The organism is Dyadobacter sp. CY347, assembly GCF_021502655.1.
Lineage (GTDB): Bacteria > Bacteroidota > Bacteroidia > Cytophagales > Spirosomataceae > Dyadobacter.
Genome location: NZ_JAKFFT010000005.1, coordinates 1 through 18,356 on the forward strand (window position 1 = coordinate 1; position 18,356 = coordinate 18,356).

Annotated in this window: 14 protein-coding genes; 4 read left to right on the plus strand and 10 right to left on the minus strand. The window is 46.5% G+C overall.

Going from position 1 to position 18,356, the window contains the following annotated elements; all coding sequences use genetic code 11:
* Positions 1-101: 101 nt before the first annotated feature.
* The 5 genes from L0659_RS14370 to L0659_RS14390 form a co-directional block, all read right to left on the minus strand.
* On the minus strand, positions 102-1,541 hold the full coding sequence (locus L0659_RS14370) for a TolC family protein (RefSeq protein ID WP_235127110.1): 1,440 nt from the start codon (positions 1,539-1,541) through the stop codon (positions 102-104).
* A complete protein-coding gene (locus L0659_RS14375) occupies positions 1,531-4,737 on the minus strand; it encodes an efflux RND transporter permease subunit (protein ID WP_235126883.1) in 3,207 nt (1,068 codons plus the stop codon). Before L0659_RS14375 ends, L0659_RS14370 begins: the two co-directional genes overlap by 11 nt.
* Before the next feature lie 28 nt (positions 4,738-4,765).
* Positions 4,766-5,848: an efflux RND transporter periplasmic adaptor subunit gene (locus L0659_RS14380; RefSeq protein WP_235126886.1), complete on the minus strand. Its 1,083-nt coding sequence runs from the start codon at positions 5,846-5,848 to the stop codon at positions 4,766-4,768.
* Positions 5,849-6,219: 371 nt separating this feature from the next.
* Positions 6,220-7,350 carry an AI-2E family transporter gene (locus L0659_RS14385; protein ID WP_235126887.1) on the minus strand — a complete coding sequence of 377 codons (1,131 nt, stop codon included), beginning with the start codon at positions 7,348-7,350 and terminating at the stop codon, positions 6,220-6,222.
* Between the two features lie 154 nt (positions 7,351-7,504).
* Entirely contained in the window at positions 7,505-8,740 is a 1,236-nt protein-coding gene (locus L0659_RS14390) for a PQQ-dependent sugar dehydrogenase (RefSeq protein WP_235126888.1), read from the minus strand.
* 191 nt (positions 8,741-8,931) lie between these two features.
* Here L0659_RS14390 and L0659_RS14395 point away from each other — a divergent pair, with 191 nt between their 5' ends.
* The 4 genes from L0659_RS14395 to L0659_RS14410 all read left to right on the plus strand — a co-directional run bounded on the left by L0659_RS14395 (position 8,932) and on the right by L0659_RS14410 (position 13,297).
* Positions 8,932-9,846 (plus strand): tyrosine-protein phosphatase, encoded by a 915-nt coding sequence (locus tag L0659_RS14395; RefSeq protein ID WP_235126890.1) that lies wholly within the window; start codon positions 8,932-8,934, stop codon positions 9,844-9,846.
* Between the two features lie 241 nt (positions 9,847-10,087).
* Positions 10,088-10,654 carry a hypothetical protein gene (locus L0659_RS14400; RefSeq protein WP_235126891.1) on the plus strand — a complete coding sequence of 189 codons (567 nt, stop codon included), beginning with the start codon at positions 10,088-10,090 and terminating at the stop codon, positions 10,652-10,654.
* A 224-nt stretch (positions 10,655-10,878) separates the two neighbouring features.
* A complete protein-coding gene (locus tag L0659_RS14405; RefSeq protein ID WP_235126893.1) occupies positions 10,879-12,399 on the plus strand; it encodes an FAD/NAD(P)-binding protein in 1,521 nt (506 codons plus the stop codon).
* Complete coding sequence (locus L0659_RS14410; RefSeq protein ID WP_235126895.1) at positions 12,383-13,297, plus strand: AEC family transporter; 915 nt, start codon at positions 12,383-12,385, stop codon at positions 13,295-13,297. The genes L0659_RS14405 and L0659_RS14410 overlap by 17 nt, the downstream gene beginning before the upstream one ends.
* Before the next feature lie 2 nt (positions 13,298-13,299).
* Here L0659_RS14410 and L0659_RS14415 read toward each other — a convergent pair whose 3' ends face one another.
* The 5 genes from L0659_RS14415 to L0659_RS14435 form a co-directional block, all read right to left on the minus strand.
* On the minus strand, positions 13,300-14,586 hold the full coding sequence (locus L0659_RS14415) for a sensor histidine kinase KdpD (RefSeq protein WP_235126897.1): 1,287 nt from the start codon (positions 14,584-14,586) through the stop codon (positions 13,300-13,302).
* Between the two features lie 176 nt (positions 14,587-14,762).
* Positions 14,763-15,149 carry a GreA/GreB family elongation factor gene (locus tag L0659_RS14420; protein WP_235126899.1) on the minus strand — a complete coding sequence of 129 codons (387 nt, stop codon included), beginning with the start codon at positions 15,147-15,149 and terminating at the stop codon, positions 14,763-14,765.
* A gap of 56 nt (positions 15,150-15,205) precedes the next feature.
* The gene (locus L0659_RS14425) at positions 15,206-16,156 is read right to left on the minus strand and encodes a hypothetical protein (RefSeq protein WP_235126903.1); all 951 of its coding nucleotides are present in this window, start codon (positions 16,154-16,156) and stop codon (positions 15,206-15,208) included.
* 204 nt (positions 16,157-16,360) lie between these two features.
* Complete coding sequence (locus L0659_RS14430) at positions 16,361-16,861, minus strand: hypothetical protein (protein WP_235126904.1); 501 nt, start codon at positions 16,859-16,861, stop codon at positions 16,361-16,363.
* Between the two features lie 30 nt (positions 16,862-16,891).
* A complete protein-coding gene (locus L0659_RS14435; protein ID WP_235126906.1) occupies positions 16,892-18,352 on the minus strand; it encodes a RagB/SusD family nutrient uptake outer membrane protein in 1,461 nt (486 codons plus the stop codon).
* Positions 18,353-18,356 lie beyond the last annotated feature (4 nt).

The window sequence follows — 18,356 nt, forward strand, 5'->3', positions numbered from 1 at the left end:
ATTTTCTGTTGCCCTTGTTGGCGTTTATCTCTCTCACCATTATAGCCCCCCGCCCCTCGACCCATTCAATTGCAGCGGGTTTTAACCCGCTGATAATAAGATCAATTCCAGCCGCCGCCTAGTGCGCGGTAGATGTTCACTGTTGCATTGATCTGCTGCATTTTGGTTTCGATCAGATCAAACCTTGATTCCAATGCTTCGCGTTGGGTTAACAGCACTTCGACATAATCTGCTCTTGCTGAGGTGAAAAGGCGGTTTGCAATGTTGGTTGACTCGGTTAAAGCGGCTACTTCCTGGGATTTGGTTGCGTAGCTTTGTTCCAGATTGCTGATGTTGGACAGCTGATTCACCACTTCAATGTATGCATTCAAAACCGTGCGCTCGTAATTGTAAATGGCTTGGACTTGTCGTGCGTTGGCGCTCTTGTAAGTAGCCTGGATCGCGTTTTTGTTGATCAGCGGGCCAGCCAGATCGGCTACCAATGTCGACATCAGTGATTTGGGAACATTACCCAGATATATCGGATTGAAGGCTTGCAGCCCTACGGCTGCGTTCAGTCCTAATGAAGGATAAAAATTCGCCCTGGCAACTAATACGTCCAGCTTTGAAGCTTCCAGATCCTGCTCCGCCTGTCTTACATCTGGACGGTTTTGCATCAGTTGGGAAGGGATTCCGGCATGAATAACGGCTGGCAGGCTGTTCTCGAAATTCTGTGCATTTCTTAAAACAGGCTGCGGATATCTTCCCAAAAGAAAGTTGATCCGGTTTTCCGTTTCTACAATGCGCTGACGGATGGCGTACTGGCGGTTTTGCGTGTTCAAAACCTGCGCTTCAAACCTACGCACAGCGAGCTCTGTTACGCGCGTCGCTTCTTTCTGCATTTTTACAATTCTCAATGCATTGTTCTGGATTTCAATGTTTTGATTTACAATGCTTAGCTGCGTATCCAGTGCCAGAAGTTCATAATAGGAATTGGCGATCTCCGAGACAATGTTGGTCATCATAAAGTTCTTGCCTTCTACCGAAGACAAATAACGGTTGACGGCAGCCTTTTTTGCATTGCGTAGCTTGTGCCAGATATCCACTTCCCAGCGCGCATAAGCGGCCACAACGAAGTCGGGCAACGGCTCAGGCGTTTCTCTTCCGGGTTTAATTTCCGTGGTGGCTTCACTGGAACCCACTTGCGTGTAGCGGCCTGCTTTTTCAATGCCGGCGCCGCCTCTTAACCCTACGAAAGGCAGATATTCCCCTTTTCGGGCACGGATCTCATTGCGGGAGATTTCAATTTCCTGCAAAGTAATGTTCAGCTCCTGGTTGTTATTTAAAGCCGTGTCGATCAGGGCAGCCAGCTGCGGATCTGTGAAATAATCCTTCCATCTCATCCTGCCCACATTGCTTGTGGAATCAGCTGCCTGCCCGTTATAGGCAGCTGATAATGTTTTGTTAGGAGATCGCTGCACCTGTGAAGGGGCGTTGCAGGCGGTGTAGGTGAGGGCACTTAAAGTGATCCCCACCCACGTCAATATTCTTTTATTGCTCATCATTTTGAGTTTCTTGAGTTTGAGGGAAAATGTCGACAGCGTGGACAAACTGTTCGGTCAGCGAGCCGTCTTCCTCGTCTTTGATCATTTTTCTGCCATCAGCCAGTGTGCCGAAGATGTAGTACAATCCCGGGATGATAATGACCCCGAAAATGGTTCCGAAAAGCATCCCGCCCATGGCTGATGCACCAATCGTGCGGTTACCAATAGCACCGGCACCTGTGGCGATGATCAGAGGGATCAAACCGGCAACAAATGCGAAAGATGTCATTAAAATAGGACGGAAACGAACCCGGGCGCCTTCGATAGCAGCATTCAGGATTGTTTCTCCCTGCGACCGCTTCTGGACGGCAAACTCGACGATCAGCACGGCGTTTTTACCTAACAACCCGACGAGCATGATCAAACCGATCTGCGCATAAATGTTGTTTTCCAAGCCCATCAATTTGAGCAAAAGGAAAGAACCAAACACCCCGACCGGCAGAGACAGCACAACCGCAAATGGAATAATAAAGCTTTCATACTGCGCAGCTAACACGAAGTAAACGAAGGCTAAAACGATCGCAAATACAACCAGCGACTCATTCCCACGGATCGATTCGTCATAAGAAAGACCTTCAAAAGCGATGTCATATCCTTGCGGCAATGTTTTGGCTGCAACCTCGCGGATAGCGCCAATGGCATCCGCTGTGGTATAACCCTTGGCCGGAAGACCCTGGATTGCAGCGGAATTATAGAGGTTGAAACGCGTGATCTCGTTCGGGCCCTGACCTTTTTTCAATGTCATGAATGAAGAGTAAGGCACCATTTCACCCGCGTCATTTTTCACAAACAATTTCAAAAGATCGGATGGAAGTCTTCTGAAACTTGGGTCAGACTGCACGTACACTTTAAAGAACTGATTGAACCTGGTAAAGCCCTGTTCGTATGTACTACCGATCATAATGTTCAGGTTGTCCATTGCTTTCCCGATCGACACGCCTTTTTGCATGGCAAGCTGGTTATCGATCTGCAATTCATACTGCGGATAGTTCGCGGCGAAGAAGGTGAACAAGCCCGTAAGCTCAGGACGTTTCGCCAGGTCTTCCATGAATTTTTTATTGATCTTATCAAACTCTGCGTAATCCGTGTCAGAAGTTTTATCCAAAAGACGCATCGAGAAACCGCCTGATGTACCAAAACCCGGGATCGCTGGTGGTTCGAAGAATTCAACGACCGCACCGAGGCCTCTTGTTTCAGCTTCCAATTCTTCCATGATCTCTTTCACATTCTGCTTGCGGTCGTGCCATGGTTTTAAGTTGATCAAACAAGTTCCTGCATTGGAACCGCGACCTTCCGTCATGATCTCATAACCTGCCAATGATGAAACGGACTCAATTCCTTCCACTTCTTCGCATATCTTTTGAAGACGGCGTGACACTTCATTAGTCTTTTCAAGCGTAGATCCCGGAGGGGTTTGAATGATCGCGTAGATCGTGCTCTGGTCTTCATTTGGAATAAAACCTGCGGGCAAAATTTTGTTTACAAAAACAATCCCTGCACAAAATCCGAGTAATACGACCCAAGTCACAACCCTGCGGCTAACGATGCGTTTCAGCAGGCTCACATATCTTCCTGTGAGTTTGTCAAAAGATCTGTTAAAAGCATCAAGTCCTTTGGTAAGGAAATTTTTCTTCTTCTCGTGACCGTGGTGGTTTTGAAGCAACATGGCGCACAAAACCGGCGTCAACGTCAAGGCGATAAGGGCCGAAATAACGATTGAGCTCGCCATTGTGATGGAAAACTGTCGATAGAATGTTCCGACCGGACCGGACATAAATGAAATCGGAAGGAATACCGAAACCATAACCGCCGTGATCGCGATAATCGCACCGCTGATCTCACCAAGCACTTTTTTCACTGCATTAAATGGGGAAATCCCCGGCTCTTCCTCAAACTTCGCATGGACGGCCTCGACGACGACAATCGCATCATCGACCACAATACCAATCGCAAGAACAAGCGCAAAAAGCGTGATCAGGTTGATCGATAGCCCGAAAGCCTGTATGACAAAGAATGCCCCGATCAGCGAAACTGGCACGGCCAGGATCGGGATCAATGTAGAGCGCCAGTCGCCCAAAAATATGAACACCACCAAAGCCACGAGAATAAATGCGTCGCGCAATGTGTCGATAACCTGCTCTATGGAAGCATCCAAAAACTGCGAAACGTCATAACTGATCTTGTAATCCACGCCGGGAGGGAAGGATTCTTTCATCACGTCCAGCTTCTTTTTTACCTCTTCAATTACATCACTCGCATTACTTCCATAATTCTGGCGCAATACGATCGCTGCTGACGGATGGCCGTCGAGATTAGAGTAAATGTCAAAGAATTCAGAACCGAGCTCCACTTTGGCAATGTCACGCAAGTGAACACTTTCACCCTGCGCATTGGCACGGACGATGATGTTTTCGTATTCTTCGGGCTTGTCGTAACGGCCTTTGTATGTAAGCACGTATTCCAGCGACTGAGCCGCGATACCGGAGCTTTGTCCGATACGACCCGGACGACCCACGATACTTTGTTCGCCCACCGCCTTCATTACTTCCTCGGTAGAAATGTTGTAAGCACGCATACGCTCGGGGTTCAGCCAGAGACGCATGGCATATCTTCTTGATCCCAATATTTGTGCTCTCGCAATCCCTTTTGTTCGCTGGATTTCGGGGATCATTTTTACTGTTGCGTAGTTGAACAGGAATTTCTCATCAATGCTTTTATCCTTTGAATAAAGGTTGACATACATCAACATACTAGGCTGAACCGGCGAGATAATAACCCCTTCGCGCTGAACAAGTTCCGGCAGAAGCGGCATCACCTGGTCAACCCTTGTCTTTACCCGGATCACAGCTACGTTCGGGTCGGTGCCAGGCTCGAAGATGATCCTGAGCGTCGCCTCCCCCGCACTCGTTGCATCGGTAGCAATGTACCGCATGTCCTGAACCCCGTTAATGGCTTGTTCAAGGGTGATCAATGTTGATTTTACCAATACATCGGCACTCGCGCCAGGGTAGGCGATGAAGATGTTGACGGTGGTAGGGGCAATGTCCGGGAATTGGGAAATGGGTAATTTCTCAATCGCCAGGATGCCTATAAATACGATCATGATCGAGATCACGATTGCAAATACAGGTCTTCTTATGAATTGATTAAACATGTCTTTTTGTGCTTTTTAAGATACCTGACTATTCGGCGTACAGACTTAAATTGGAGATAACAGAATCAGGCTTCACAAATGTGGAGTGGATCTTTTCGTTCTCTTTTACCTGACGCAGGCCTTCCAGAAGAATTTTGTCATCCGCTTTCAAACCGGATTTAACCACGAAAATGTGCGGAAGCTCAGCCTCGATCTCGATCTCCCTCGAACGGATCTTATTTTCTTTATCCAATACATACACATATTTCTTTTCCAAAACTTCGAAAGTGGCTTTCTGAGGGATCAGCAGGGCATTTTTCATTGGCACGGTTACCAGGACATTACCCGTTTCGCCGTGTCTCAGAAGTCTTTTTGGATTGGGGAATGTGGCACGGAACGCGATGTTACCCGTCTCGTTATTGAAATCTGCCTCAATCGTTTTCACCGAGCCCGTGTAAGGGAACATTTGGTTGTTGGCCATGCGCAGGTTCACATTCAGCATACCGGCTGTGGCTTCGTTGGCTTTATAATCCAGATATTCTGCTTCGGGAACATTGAAATAAACCCACATTTCGCTGTTGTCGGATAACGTTGTGAGCAAATCGCCTTCGTCCAGAAGACTTCCGAGCCTTACCTGGAAATGATCCATAATGCCATTGAACGGTGCGCGGATTTCAGTAAAGCCCAAGTGCGTTGTGGCTAATCCCAGTTCTGCTTTGGCTTTGTCCAATTTGGCTTTGGCAAGTGCCAGCTCGTTTTTGGAAACCACATTGCTGTCGGCCAGCGACTTGGTGTTCTTGAATTCGATCTCTGCGAAATTGGCTTCCGCCTGAGCTTTTTGCTGTTCAGCCTGATAGAGCATCGGCATGATTTTGAACATTAACTGCCCTTTTTTGACAGTTTGTCCTTCGTCCACATAGATATTTTGTAAATAACCTCTTTCCAAAGCGCGCAGCTCAATGTGACTCACTGCGTGTATCTGGCTTACATATTCCTTTGTGACCAGGGTGTCTTTTTGGAGGGGGCTTGTAACCAGGAACTTTACTTCTTCCTCTTTTTCTTCTTTTTTGGATTCACAACTTGTATGGAACATTGTCGCACACAAGCTGAGGACCATGAGAATTCTCTTCATGATGTTTTTTTGCTATTTGATAAAATATGGTTTACTGGTTAATGCGGATATTGAGTAATTCCCCCCGACCGGAAGTATAATATTTGCTGCATAACCCGGGCGGTTACGCATTTGATCATATATTGTTGAGAGCATGATGGCGCGCTTTCTAACACATTTTACAGTCACTCTGATCATTTTATGCCGGGGGCTCCGTTTCTGGTAGAATTGGATTTAACTAATACCGGTACAAAAACCGCACATAATCGTTAATAGCAAGTTAAAAGCGTGTTAAAAACGCATTAAAAAGCAAATCAGGGCTCCCGATGTGGAAGCCCTGATTTAGAAAAGCAGTATATAATGATGGTAAAAGATGCCTTATACAAAGGCTGTTACTCCGGGTTGGTAGGTGCCTGATTGATTTTCCAGCGCTTCATCAGGATCTTGCCGGAGTAACGTTTCAAATGGTATTTTTCCGGTTCGCCGATCAGGAAGCCGTATGCTTTCATGGATGGGATCGCATCAAAAACAACTTTCAGTACCGCTGTGATCGGAATGGCAAGGATTAATCCGGCCAAGCCAAAGAGCATCCCGCCAAGAAGCAAACTGACCAGCGCCATAAGTGGATTGATACTTACTTTTCCGCCTACAATGTTCGGCGTCAGGAAGTTGCCTTCTAAAAACTGGACAATCTGAAACCATACGACAACACCAACGGCATACCACGCGCTGTCCTTGGTTGCCAACGCAAACAATGCAGGCAGAATGGAACCAATTGCAATGCCAATGTATGGCAGTAGCATCAGCAGAGAGGCAAATATCCCGAAAAACCACGCATAAGGAATGCCCATTACAAGCAATCCCACCGTATTCAGGACTGCTACAATGCCCATCACCGTCACAAGCCCAACGAGGTAACTTTGAACAACATAATAGATTTTGTCAAGCACTTCACTGACCATTTCCTTGGAAGCGGAAGCAAATGCGTGAAAGAAAAATTCACGGAAGAAATCGCGGTAATATAACAGAAAGAATGTGAACAAAGGCACAATAACAACGCCCGCCAGAATGCCGCCGACCGATCCGAATGTGGTGCTGAGAATGACCCCTGCATTGCTGACAACACGATTGGAAAATCCGGTGATCTGTTTGGTTATTTCCCCTTCCTCGATCCCGAACCGCATGGTAACCCACTTCTGGATCGTTTCAAGAATGTGCATAAAACGCACTTGCATGTCAGAACCGTTTGCACCGATAACAATAACCTGATGCACAATGAACCAGATCAGCGTGCCGATCAGCACGATCGCGAAGATCACCGAAAGCAGTGATGCCGTGGCGCGGTTCAGTTTGTATTTTTCGAGAAACCGGGTGACCGGGAATAGTGAAATGGCAAGCAGAATAGAGAAAAGAAGCGGCACAAGAACACTTTGCAGCGAGTAGAGGATAGCAATAATCAAAACAAGGCTCAACAGAGATGCCGCGCGATTAATACTTTGTGAGTTGTCGGAAATTCGGATCATAAATTAGTGGTTAATGAAGAGCACAATGCACTGACATTAATAATATAAATACCATGCCCATTTGGGTTCCCTACCAAAGACGGCCAACCGGATATGAAAAAGCGGGTGCATGTTTGCCGATCAGCAACCTGCACCCGCCTTTATTTACTATTTTTTATTTCTTATAAATACGATATAATCTGCCCTGGTCAGTAACAGCGTAAAGTGCACCGTCTTTGCCTTCGGTAATGTCCCGGAAACGCTGTCCTTCGGAAGCCAGAATCCTTTCTTCACCTACGACTTTGTTGTTTTCAATCACCAGTCGGGCAATGTGCATGCTGCTTAACCCGCCTATGAAAAGGTTGTTTTTCCATTCAGGAATGCTGTCGCTGCTGTAAAATGTTATGCCGCTGGGCGAAAGGACCGGATCCCAATAGTAAACAGGTTGTTCCATGCCTTCTTTCACCTGGATGGAATCACCGACTTTCTTTCCGCTGTATTCGATTCCATAAGTGATGGTAGGCCAGCCGTAGTTTTTGCCCGCCTCGATGCGGTTCAGCTCGTCGCCGCCTCTCGGCCCGAATTCAACTTCCCAAAGATCGCCCGAGACCGGGTGGAACGCCAGTCCCTGCACATTGCGGTGCCCATATGAATATAGTTCCGGTTTCGCACCTGCTTTGCTTTCGAATGGGTTCCCTTTAACCGGTTTCCCATCCTTGGAAATGCGGATCACTTTGCCAAGACTTGAATTTAATTGCTGTGCCTGGGGTCTGGAAATGGTGTCCGAACGCTCTCCGGTGCTGATGATAAGATCGCCTTGTTTGTCAAATAAGATCCTTCCACCGTAATGCAGGTTGCTTGGGAATGCTGGTGTGGCGCGGTAAATGACGGTTGCACCTTCAATTTTCTTTTCGTCTGCTGAGAGTTTTCCTTTGGCTACGGAAGTAAGGTTACCGCCAGGCTGTTTTTCTGCAAATACCCAGTACACCATTCTGTTTTTTTCAAATTCAGGGTCAACGCGGATGCCAAGCAAGCCGCCTTGCCCTTCTGCATTCACTTCCGGAATCCCGGTGATGGGTGCACTTACTTTGCCATCAGTAGTTGCGATGCGCATTGTGCCCGCTTTTTCTGTGATGATCAAACGTCCGTCCGGCAATGTGGTCACGCCCCAGGGATTTTTCAGGTCGCTTGTTAAAACTTTGCCTTCGTAAGCCGTGTTAGACTTTACACCGCCAATCCTTGTCTGACCCTCGAAAGAAGGCTTGTAATCCGAATTGGCTTTTTGGGTTTCCACAGGAGCCGCTGCTGTGCTGTCTTTTTTTGCTGCATCCGACGATTCGGATGTTTTGTTTTGACACGAAGCGATTGCAAAAGCTGCTCCCGCCAGGGTTAACAGAATACTTTTAGACATTTGTTTTAAGTTAGAGGTTTTTGAAATGAGATTTCAGATCGAACCGACCAGACGCGCCGATCTATTGGATAACGGCAAAGATCGATTTTAGGATCAAAATAAAAGAATATCTTTCAAAAAAACAGGAAGCCGATGGCAAATGAGTGACTCAGGAAAAGGGGTTCTATTTTTACCAATTTATTATTTTCAATGTGAAAAGGGCATTATATATTTTTCTGGTCGGCGTAGCGCTAACAGCTTGTAAGGTCAGCGTTTCAGAAAATCATGACGGGAAGTCTGCTTACATGGCGACTGTGCAGGGCAGTGATTCGGCAATTTTGTCGAGAAGATACATTCCGTTTAATAAAACACTGAATTTCAGGGATATCGGTGGTATAAAAACCGAAGATGGGAGAACCGTTCGGTTAGGGAAGATTTACCGTTCGGGAAATTTGGCTGAACTGGAAAATAGCGAGTTCGGCAAGTTGCACGCCCTGCACATTGCGAGCGTATACGACTTGCGTACGGACCATGAAATCAAGGGAAAGGAAGATCGCCTGCCAGCGGGCGTCCGATATTTTCACACGCCGACGGTCGAAGACAAGGACGGAGAAATTGCACAGTTGAAAACGAAAGTGATCAATGGTGAAATTTCGGAAAAGCAGGCATTTGACAAAACAGTCCAGTTTTATGAAGATGCTGTCTCGGTGAATGTCGATGCATTGCGCAACATTATGCATGATATCCTGGAATCTGATTCGACAATCGTATACCATTGTTCGGCTGGAAAAGACCGGACGGGCATCATTTCGGCATTGATATTATCAATTTTGAAAGTAGACCGAAAAACGATTGTAAACGAATATCTGCTATCCAATTACTATCGCCAGGATCGAACCGAAAGTACATTGCGTAAAGCCAGATTAGGCAAAATCATCAAACGAAAAATGGACCTGAAAGCGGTAGAAGTGTTTGTCACAGTCGATGAGCGCTTTATCAATGCCAGCTTCGAAACCATTGATAAAAAATATGGCGGGATAGAAAAATTTATTCAAAATCAGCTATGCATAGATCCCAAAACGAGAACACAACTCATTGAGAAACTGACTTATCGGGAAGGGATTTAGGGACGTCCGGCAGAGTTACCACAAAGCCCACTACATGATGGACCTGGAATTCAACATGATCCAAACCGGCCTCCGCGAAGCAGTCCTGGGCGTAAGCTCGCTGGCTGTGAAGTGATGAGGTATTTTGAGGGTTGATCTCGTTGGTTTGTAGGTTAGATAAATGAATGTAGCCGAATAATAATCGAACTTTTTTTGCAAGGGTCTCAGATTTACCTTTTGGGGTTAATTAGCACTAACTTCTATGCAAGAATTTTACAAGTTTTGCGATTCCCACATTCTGTGCCTTCCTTTTGCTGCGGACATTGTCTCCGGGTTTCTGACGTCCTTCATCTTTCTGTTTGCGCTGCTTTTCCTGTTCAGGCCGAGGATTAAAATTGGTCCGCAGATTGCGACACACCTTAAATCTTATGGCGAAGCCACGCCTAACACCTGGTACTGCTTCAAAATTGTAAACGGATCGCTTTTTCGGGCGTTCGACTTGAAGGTGGAGGTGGTGCAGAAAATTCCGATGACCGGACCGGAGGGAAAGCAAAACCATCGAACCATTCTGCTTCGATTGCATAAAGACCAATACAACTACGTCGCCCCATTTCGCTTTGGAGAAAAATCAGAGTATGCATTGTGGTTTATGACGACCGATGACATTGCCAAGATTTTGAATGAAAACGAACATTACAGCGTTGAAATACGAGTGATTGCGAAGCACGAATTAACTGGCTTGGGTAGCGTTTTCGTAAGGAACTACTCCAAGCACGATATTAAGAATGGGACGTTTAAATCGGGAAATACTTTTGAGATTGTTTCTTAATCCAAAAACAATTACTAGCTTTACGAAGTACACAAAACACGAAAGATATGAATAAGGATATCATTGTATTGTAGGCCTTTAAGGCAGCTCAAAAAATCGATAAAAGTAAGCCTCCCGAATCAGGAGGCTTTTTTGTTGACTAAATGCTCAATTAGCATGATTCTTTTAAGTGTTCGGTTCTTCTTGCTTCATATGGGAGCGGATTGCAAACGGGAACCTTACAAATGAGTTTAACAAATATTACGATTATTGGTGGCGGGGCGTGTGGTATATCAGCATTTATCGAGCTATTTCTTCAATTACGCATCGCCAAAAGCCACCGGGAAGTTAGCATTACCATCATTGAAGAGAATCAAGAAGTCGGCAAAGGACTTGCTTTCGGGACCAAACAACCGGGTCATATTCTCAACACCCAGGCCGATTTAATGGGAATCCATTTTTCAGAACCACAGCATTTCAGCGACTGGCTGATCGAGCATGATGCGCGTATTGGCGATGAAGTTGTTGATAATCAGGGCGAGAATAAGGCTTTCACAACCCGCAGGTTGTACGGGGATTATTTGAAAGAACAATTTGAACATTACTTTGCACTGGCTCAAAAAGAGGGGATGGATGTGCAGGTGATACACGCCTGTGCGACAAAGGTGCACCAGCAAGAATCCGGCTTTACCGTTGATTTGGCGGGAAATACACAACATTCATGCGATTTCCTGGTGCTTTCACCGGGCACGCCGGTTGCTGATAATTATCCGCAATTGAATGATAAGGAACATTATTTTGGCTCGCCATGGCCTTCGGATCCTATTCTAGAAAAGATTCCGAAAGAAGCAGATGTAGCGATTCTGGGTTCGAGCCTGAGCGCCATAGACGCCTTAATGACCTTGACAGACAACGATTATCAGGGTAAGATCACCTGCTATTCCCCGGACGGGCTGATGCCCAGGGTGCAGCCGGAGGAGCAGGATATGATCGATTGCAAATTTTTAACCCTTAAAAAACTGCACGAGATCCAGCGAAACGAATTGCGAAATCCCACAGTTAAAGAAATATTCCGGCTTTTTAAAGAAGAGGCGGAGGCATATGCAGGCGGAAAGATCGATTGGAAAGCAACTGCCAGAACTGGTAAACCAGCAGAAAAGCTGCTGGAAGAGGACATTGAAATTGCCCGAAATGGCGGCGATGCGCTGAGCAACATTCCCTATTCGCTTCGGTATGAAAGCTCGGAAATGTGGAAGTGGCTGGACGAATCGGAAAAGCTGAAATTCAAGAAATGGTTTGGCACTTACTGGGCGGTTAACCGTCATTGTATGCCGCTCATCAATGCGGAGCGGGTTAATAAGCTATTTACATCCAAGCAATTACAAGTTGTCCCGGGTTTGAAAGAAGTGGCATTTGACGATGGCAGGCAGAGCTTTGTGCTTACTCATGGCGATGGCCGGGAAGTGTTAGAAAAGTTTGTGATTAATGCTACCGGGCCTGCTTCTGCGGTTAAACTAATGAAATCGGAGCTGATGCAGAATCTTGCAAAGGACGGCCTTATTGAGCCGGAGGATGTTGGGGGGATTAAGATCAATACGGAAACGATGCAGGTGATCACAGGCAAGAGCGTCTATCCCAATTTTTATGCGATCGGTCACATTACGAATGGCCTGCTGCTGGATGTGAATGCAGTGTGGTTCAATGTGAAAATGATCGGCAATTTATCCCGTCACCTTATCAGTCAGATCATTGGAAACCCTTCTTAAACTTTACGCGGAACTGATGCCTGTTATGGCTTTCATCCCCGCCGGATATTTGATCAGCAAAAAATTTGATTTCAATTCGGACTATATCAGCAAGCCACTGATCAATGTGCTTTTGCCGCTGCTTGTGTTTACAAACATGCTCGACGCGGAGGCTTCCAAACTGATCGTTCTTCCCATTCTGACGTTTTTGCTGGCATTGGGGATGAACTTCGCGGCTAAATTAGGACAAAAAAAATTAGCGTCGGAGACGGACCCGTTGCTGTTACGGAGCTCATTCTCCTTTTTCAACATTGCTTTTTTCGGTATTCCAACAGTTACTGCGCTTTTTGGAGAAGATAAAGTGAGCGTGCTGATCTGCATTTATCTCGGTTCGGCCCTGTATGGCGACACGATCGGTTACTATCAGGTGGCCAAGACTAAGTATCCGGCCAAAAAAGCATTTAAGGAAATGCTGAGCATTCCGTTTTTATATGTTTTCATTGCGGGCATAATCTGTAAAATTGCAGGCATGGAAACGCCGGAATTCGTAAAACCTGCCCTTGGCGTAGTAAGTTTCGCCGTGTCGGCAGCGGGAATGATGATCGTGGGTTTTCAGCTGGCCAGTGTGGATTTCAAGAACATTAAAATTCCTTATTTTTCAAAATTACTCGGTTTCCGCACGCTTGCGGCCATTGTAATTCTTGGTGTGATTGCCTTTGCAGCATCCTTCATTGCCAAAGACCTTGAAGAAGAAGATTATAAAATGCTTGCCCTTGTTCCGCTTTTTCCAGTCGCAGCCAATGTTACAGTGTTTGCGGCATTTCTCAAAGCAGATGAAGAACAGTCGTCGATTTTGGTCTTTCTGTCCATGCTGCTTTCTGTCGTGCTGGTTTCAATAGCCACAGTATTTATGCAATAAGATTACGACGACGGGCTTATGGCGTTATTAACCTCTTGTTTTGATTGAAAACGAACCCTTACCAAGGTGCCTTTTCCCGGCGCGCTTTCGATATCCATCGTTGCCTTCATCAATTCACATATTTTTTTAACAATAAATAAACCCAGGCCTTCACTTTCTTTAAAAGAAGGATTTTCGTTCGTCACCGCTGGGATCCGTTCAATGGGAGGGACGTGGTTGTGAATGCCTGTTGTGTGTGTGGCAGGTTTCAGTTGGTCTGCGAAGATAGCGGCGGGAGAATTTTCCCGAAAACCTGGGCCCGTATCCTGCACGCTAAGCACCCAACGTCGCTCATTCTCATTGGACCAGCTGACATAAACGCCGCCGATTTCCGTATATTTCAACGCATTGTAAAGCAGGTTTTGCAAAATCCGCTGGATCTGCACTTTATCGCTCGATATCATCAGGCTTTCCGGGCCCTCGGCAGTAATGGCCAGTTTCCGAAGTTCTGCAACCGGTTGCGCGTTTTCGACAACATCTTTTATTAAATTGGCAACATTGAAATCCTTAATTTCCAGCGTCTCCTGACCTGCTTCGATACGGGCATAGTCCGTAAGTTGCAGTAACATATCCCGCACAGATGTCAGGTTTTTATTTAAAATGTTTAATAACTCGGACCGCTCCTCGTCTGTCGCTTGTATCTGCGAAAGCTGGGAGGCCATTAGTATCACGCTGAAACTGGATCGCAGGTCGTGCGAACTATGCCGCAAATGCTCATTTCTCTTTTTCCCCAATTGAAGAAGCTGATCCAAGGCCGTCTGAAGACTGGCCGCCTGCTCGGCAGCCGCTGTTTGTCCTAGGTCATTATACGATACAACACTACCGCGGTTGGCTTCGGCATAGATACGGTTCAGTTCCTGGTAAATGTGCGATGTGTTTTGTGCATCGAGTTTAGAAAAATCCGAATCGTAATGGTTAATTTCATCAATCAGGATCGCCATCAGGTGTTCCAGCTCAATGACCAGTTCCTGCAACGCATAACCACTTTGCCAGCGGTGAATGCCGTGTTCATTGGCAACGAGTAAAGGGTCGTGTGTAGGTTTTATCTGTTGCAGGCGCTGGTCGAGCACGTCGAGCAAAAGCGGGACCTGGTCATTAAATTCCTCTCTGGAAAAACTGCTTTTACTGCTGAGCGCCGGATCATCACCGCATCTCTCGCGCCATTTGTTTAAAATAGTCTCTCTGCGTGCACGGAGATATGCGGCCAAATCCTTAGCCTGATTGAGTTTTCCTGATTCTTTTTTCGCCATTGTGGACTTCGTTAGTCGGTAAGATGCTTTCAAAAGCAATTGCAAATATTATACCTTACAGTCCGGCGTATTTTGCCAGGATTACAAATTGAATGTAATCAGGCAAAATGCGATGTAGAAAGTCATCAGTACAAACGCGCACAGCAGCGCGGCGCTGACCGGATGTCGGGGCGTTTTCATAAGTTTTGGCGTACGTCCAACACCTGGAACTTCTTCATGCCCGCAGGCATTTTCCATTCCACCGTCTCGCCTTTACAAAGCCCGATCAACGCCGCGCCCATAGGGGTGAGGACGGAGATCTTCTTTTGTTTGATATCGGCATAAGCAGGCATGACAATAGAGAATTCCATCTCCTTGTTTGTTGTCAGTTCCCTCACCTTCACCTCCGAATTCAATCGAATGCTATCCGGTGGCAGCTCGTCATTCTCTACCACAATGGCGCGGTTGAGCTCATAGGAAAGCGACATTTCGTTCGCATTGCTGCTGCTGAAATTTTCGGCGAATTGTTTTAGCATACGAAAATCATCTTCACCCAGTATCACATGGTTTCTTTGCGTATTCATAATAGTCAAATTAATGGTTAAGATCGCGAAGCCTTCCGGCATCACTCGTTCGCTCCTTATGCAAAAGAGCTGGCCGCGAGCTGGTGAAAAACACGCTCATCCAGCTTGTAACGGTCGTTTAAAGTAAGGCTGCTGCGGGCATTAAAAAGCGCATGGTTCACTGCATTGTACATCAGCCAGTAGGAGGGACTTGCATCGAGCATGCGCTCTTCAAGCCGAAGCCGTTCCTGTGCCTGTTTGGCCAGCTGGACCGGGATGGGCAGTTTTTTGAGCAGCCCCTCGTCGGCTTTCGACACTTTCCTTTGCTGCAAATGTTCATAAATGGTCGCCGTCAATGTCGGCCGCGACTTTTTTTGTCCCGCAAGCATGGCATACAATTGTGCCTGAAAGAGCTCCTGCGTCAGGCGGCTATGGTGGATTTTTCGCAATTCCTGCGTGCTTTTGGCCGGTTGTTTTTTGTCCTTCGCTTTGGGTTTTTCTTCCAGCCAATGTTGATAGTCAGTGAGCTTACCAAATGAATCGGCCCAGCCCATAAGACCATTCTGGCAAATTTCGCGATACATGCTGCTTCCCGGCTTGTTTCCTTCGTTTGTCATGGTCGTGAAAGTCTGTCCTTGTATCGTTAATGGCGTTTTCCCATTGTAACTGTTTGTCAGGATCATGCTGCGCTGCAAGCTCTCACTGCCAATGGAAAAGCCGTCAGACAGGATAATGCTGATGCTGAATTCACCCGTGCTGGTATATTTGATCTGGACTTCATAATTTTTTCCGAAAACCTTATCGATCACTTCCCGGATCCAGATGTTTGGAATAATGGTATAATCTGCGCTTTGTATCCCGAAGATCGTTTTTCTGCCCCGTAGCGGCTCTCCCACAACGAGTTGCTGACGATCCGTTGCGATAATGTCATAATCCGGCAAGAGATCCGTCAGCCAAACGGGGCTTACAGGATAACAGATGTCATCCCACTCATTTGTCAGAACCGGTTGCGCACTAATGTAGGTCATTACTCATTTTTATTTTTACAGTTGTAAATTTACAGCCATATTTTATTAAAACAAAATTGTGGGTTGGTTATTCTATTTTAAAAGTCCAAAACCAAACGATCCCTGTCATCAGCCACATTTTGTAATGTGCAAAATGGCTGATTACAGGGATCGTTTGGTTTTGAGGAACATACTGTGATAGCAAAAACCGCTATCCTGCTTGCGTTACTTCACCTGCAACTTCCCGACTTCGATGACGGCGGGTCTAAAGTCGTTGGTGTTGTAGCCGTGATTGGTGACAACTACGACCAGGTTGAATTCGCCGGCCTGGGGATAGGTGTAGGAGCAATACCAGCCTTCGTTGGAAAGGGTTGTTTTCAGGCCTTTCGCGCCTACCAGGCCATAGTCGGAATATTGGTCGCTTTTGACGAGGATAGGGTGGTTGAACATGTCCACGGAGTCGGGGAACGTGCCATTCACGCTTATTTTTTTCTTCATGATCTCACGCGTGCCTCCCGGCCATACCGAACACATGTCCGCATCGCTGTCCACCACAATTTTTACAGATTTTCCTTTGATAGGCTGCGTAACCAGTGAATCTTTCCCGTTTGCATCGGCCACATAGAATTTGACGCCGTTCATTCCCGGCGTGGCCACAATGTCCTCTTTCAGGCATGAAGTGAGCAGCATTCCTGCGAAAAGCCCGAGCGCGATTTTGCAAAACATATCTTTCATTTTTATTAGCTCAGTTGAATGTTAGTAACCTGGATTTTGTGGTAATGTCTGATCTTTCTCAATTTCGCCCACCGGGATCGGCAGTATCAGCTGTTCTTCGGGGATCGGGCCTGAGATGGCAATGTTCGTGTCGTAATCAATCGGTGTCATAATGGCCTTTGTAAGCACAGAAACGGCTTTTCCGGTCCGTACAAGGTCAAAATAGCGATGTCCTTCGAAAGCAAGCTCCATTCTTCGTTCGTGCAAAATGGCGTCGATGTTCAGTTGCGCGGCGGTTAATGCGGGCACTTTTGCCCGTACCCGGACTTGGTTTACGTAGGTCAATGCCTCGGTAGCTTTTCCGGTTACCATGAGTGCTTCCGCATACATCAGCAATGCGTCTGCATAGCGCGTGATGACATAATTGTTGTCGGTTCCCGTGTTGTTATACGCTTTCAGCTGGGCGGGGGCAGGGGAATGTTTGATCACCCAGGCCTGAATGGGAATGGTGCTGGATGCGATGTAACCCGAGTCGATTGTTGTTTTGTAACGAACTGTTTCCCCGGTGTTTACAAATTCGCGCATCAGGTTATGTTCTACCAAAAGGTTGGAAGCGCCCGCTACGCCCCAGATCAACCCGACATCATTGTTTACCCATCTAAACCAATAACTCGGCTGACCGGCAGTAACATTGAAATTCACTTCAAAAATAGACTCTGCATGGAATTTGTTGGTCGCCAGGAAAACGTCCGGATAATTGGCTAAAAGGGAGTAATTGCCCGCTTCATTGTCCACCACAAGCCTTTTCAAAACTTCGGCCGCCTTTGCATGGTTGTTCATCGTTAAATGCACTTTGCCCAACATTGTCAGCGCAGCGCCTTTCGAAGCCCTTGCTTCTTCACCTTTCAGTTCTGTTTTTTTCAAGCAGTTCGCAACGGCAAATTCCAGGTCTGGAATGATCTGTTTGGTATAAATCTCATCGGCAGGCGTGCGGCCGATGCCAAATGCTTTGGACAAATCAGGAAATGAACTGGAAACCAGCGGAACGGCCCCATAAATGCGGACCAAATTGAAATAGCCCAATGCACGCAAAAATGATGCTTCTGCCTTGAATGCCATAATGGTTTTCTCCTCGCTGGCATCTTTGGCTTGGTATTTGTCCATGATCTCAATGAGGCTGTTTGCATTGGCGATCATTTTGTAATTATTGGTCCAAATGCCCGACTGGGAATTTCCGTTCGTTTTTTTGAATGTTTGCCAAACGTCCGTCCGGAACCGGTCTTTGCCGTCATCGGACATGAGTTCCGGAATAAGCGGCAGATCGCCTTGGTTATAAATGCTTTGCAATACTTTATAAACCCCCACCAGACCTGTCTTCATTTCGGCCGGATTTTTATAAAAACTTGCAGGCGACAGCGCATCTTCCGGCTGCCTGTCCAGGAAATCCTCGGAACAGGAAATAAGTAAAGTGGCAGCGATTAGTACCAGAAATATCTTCTTCATTTTC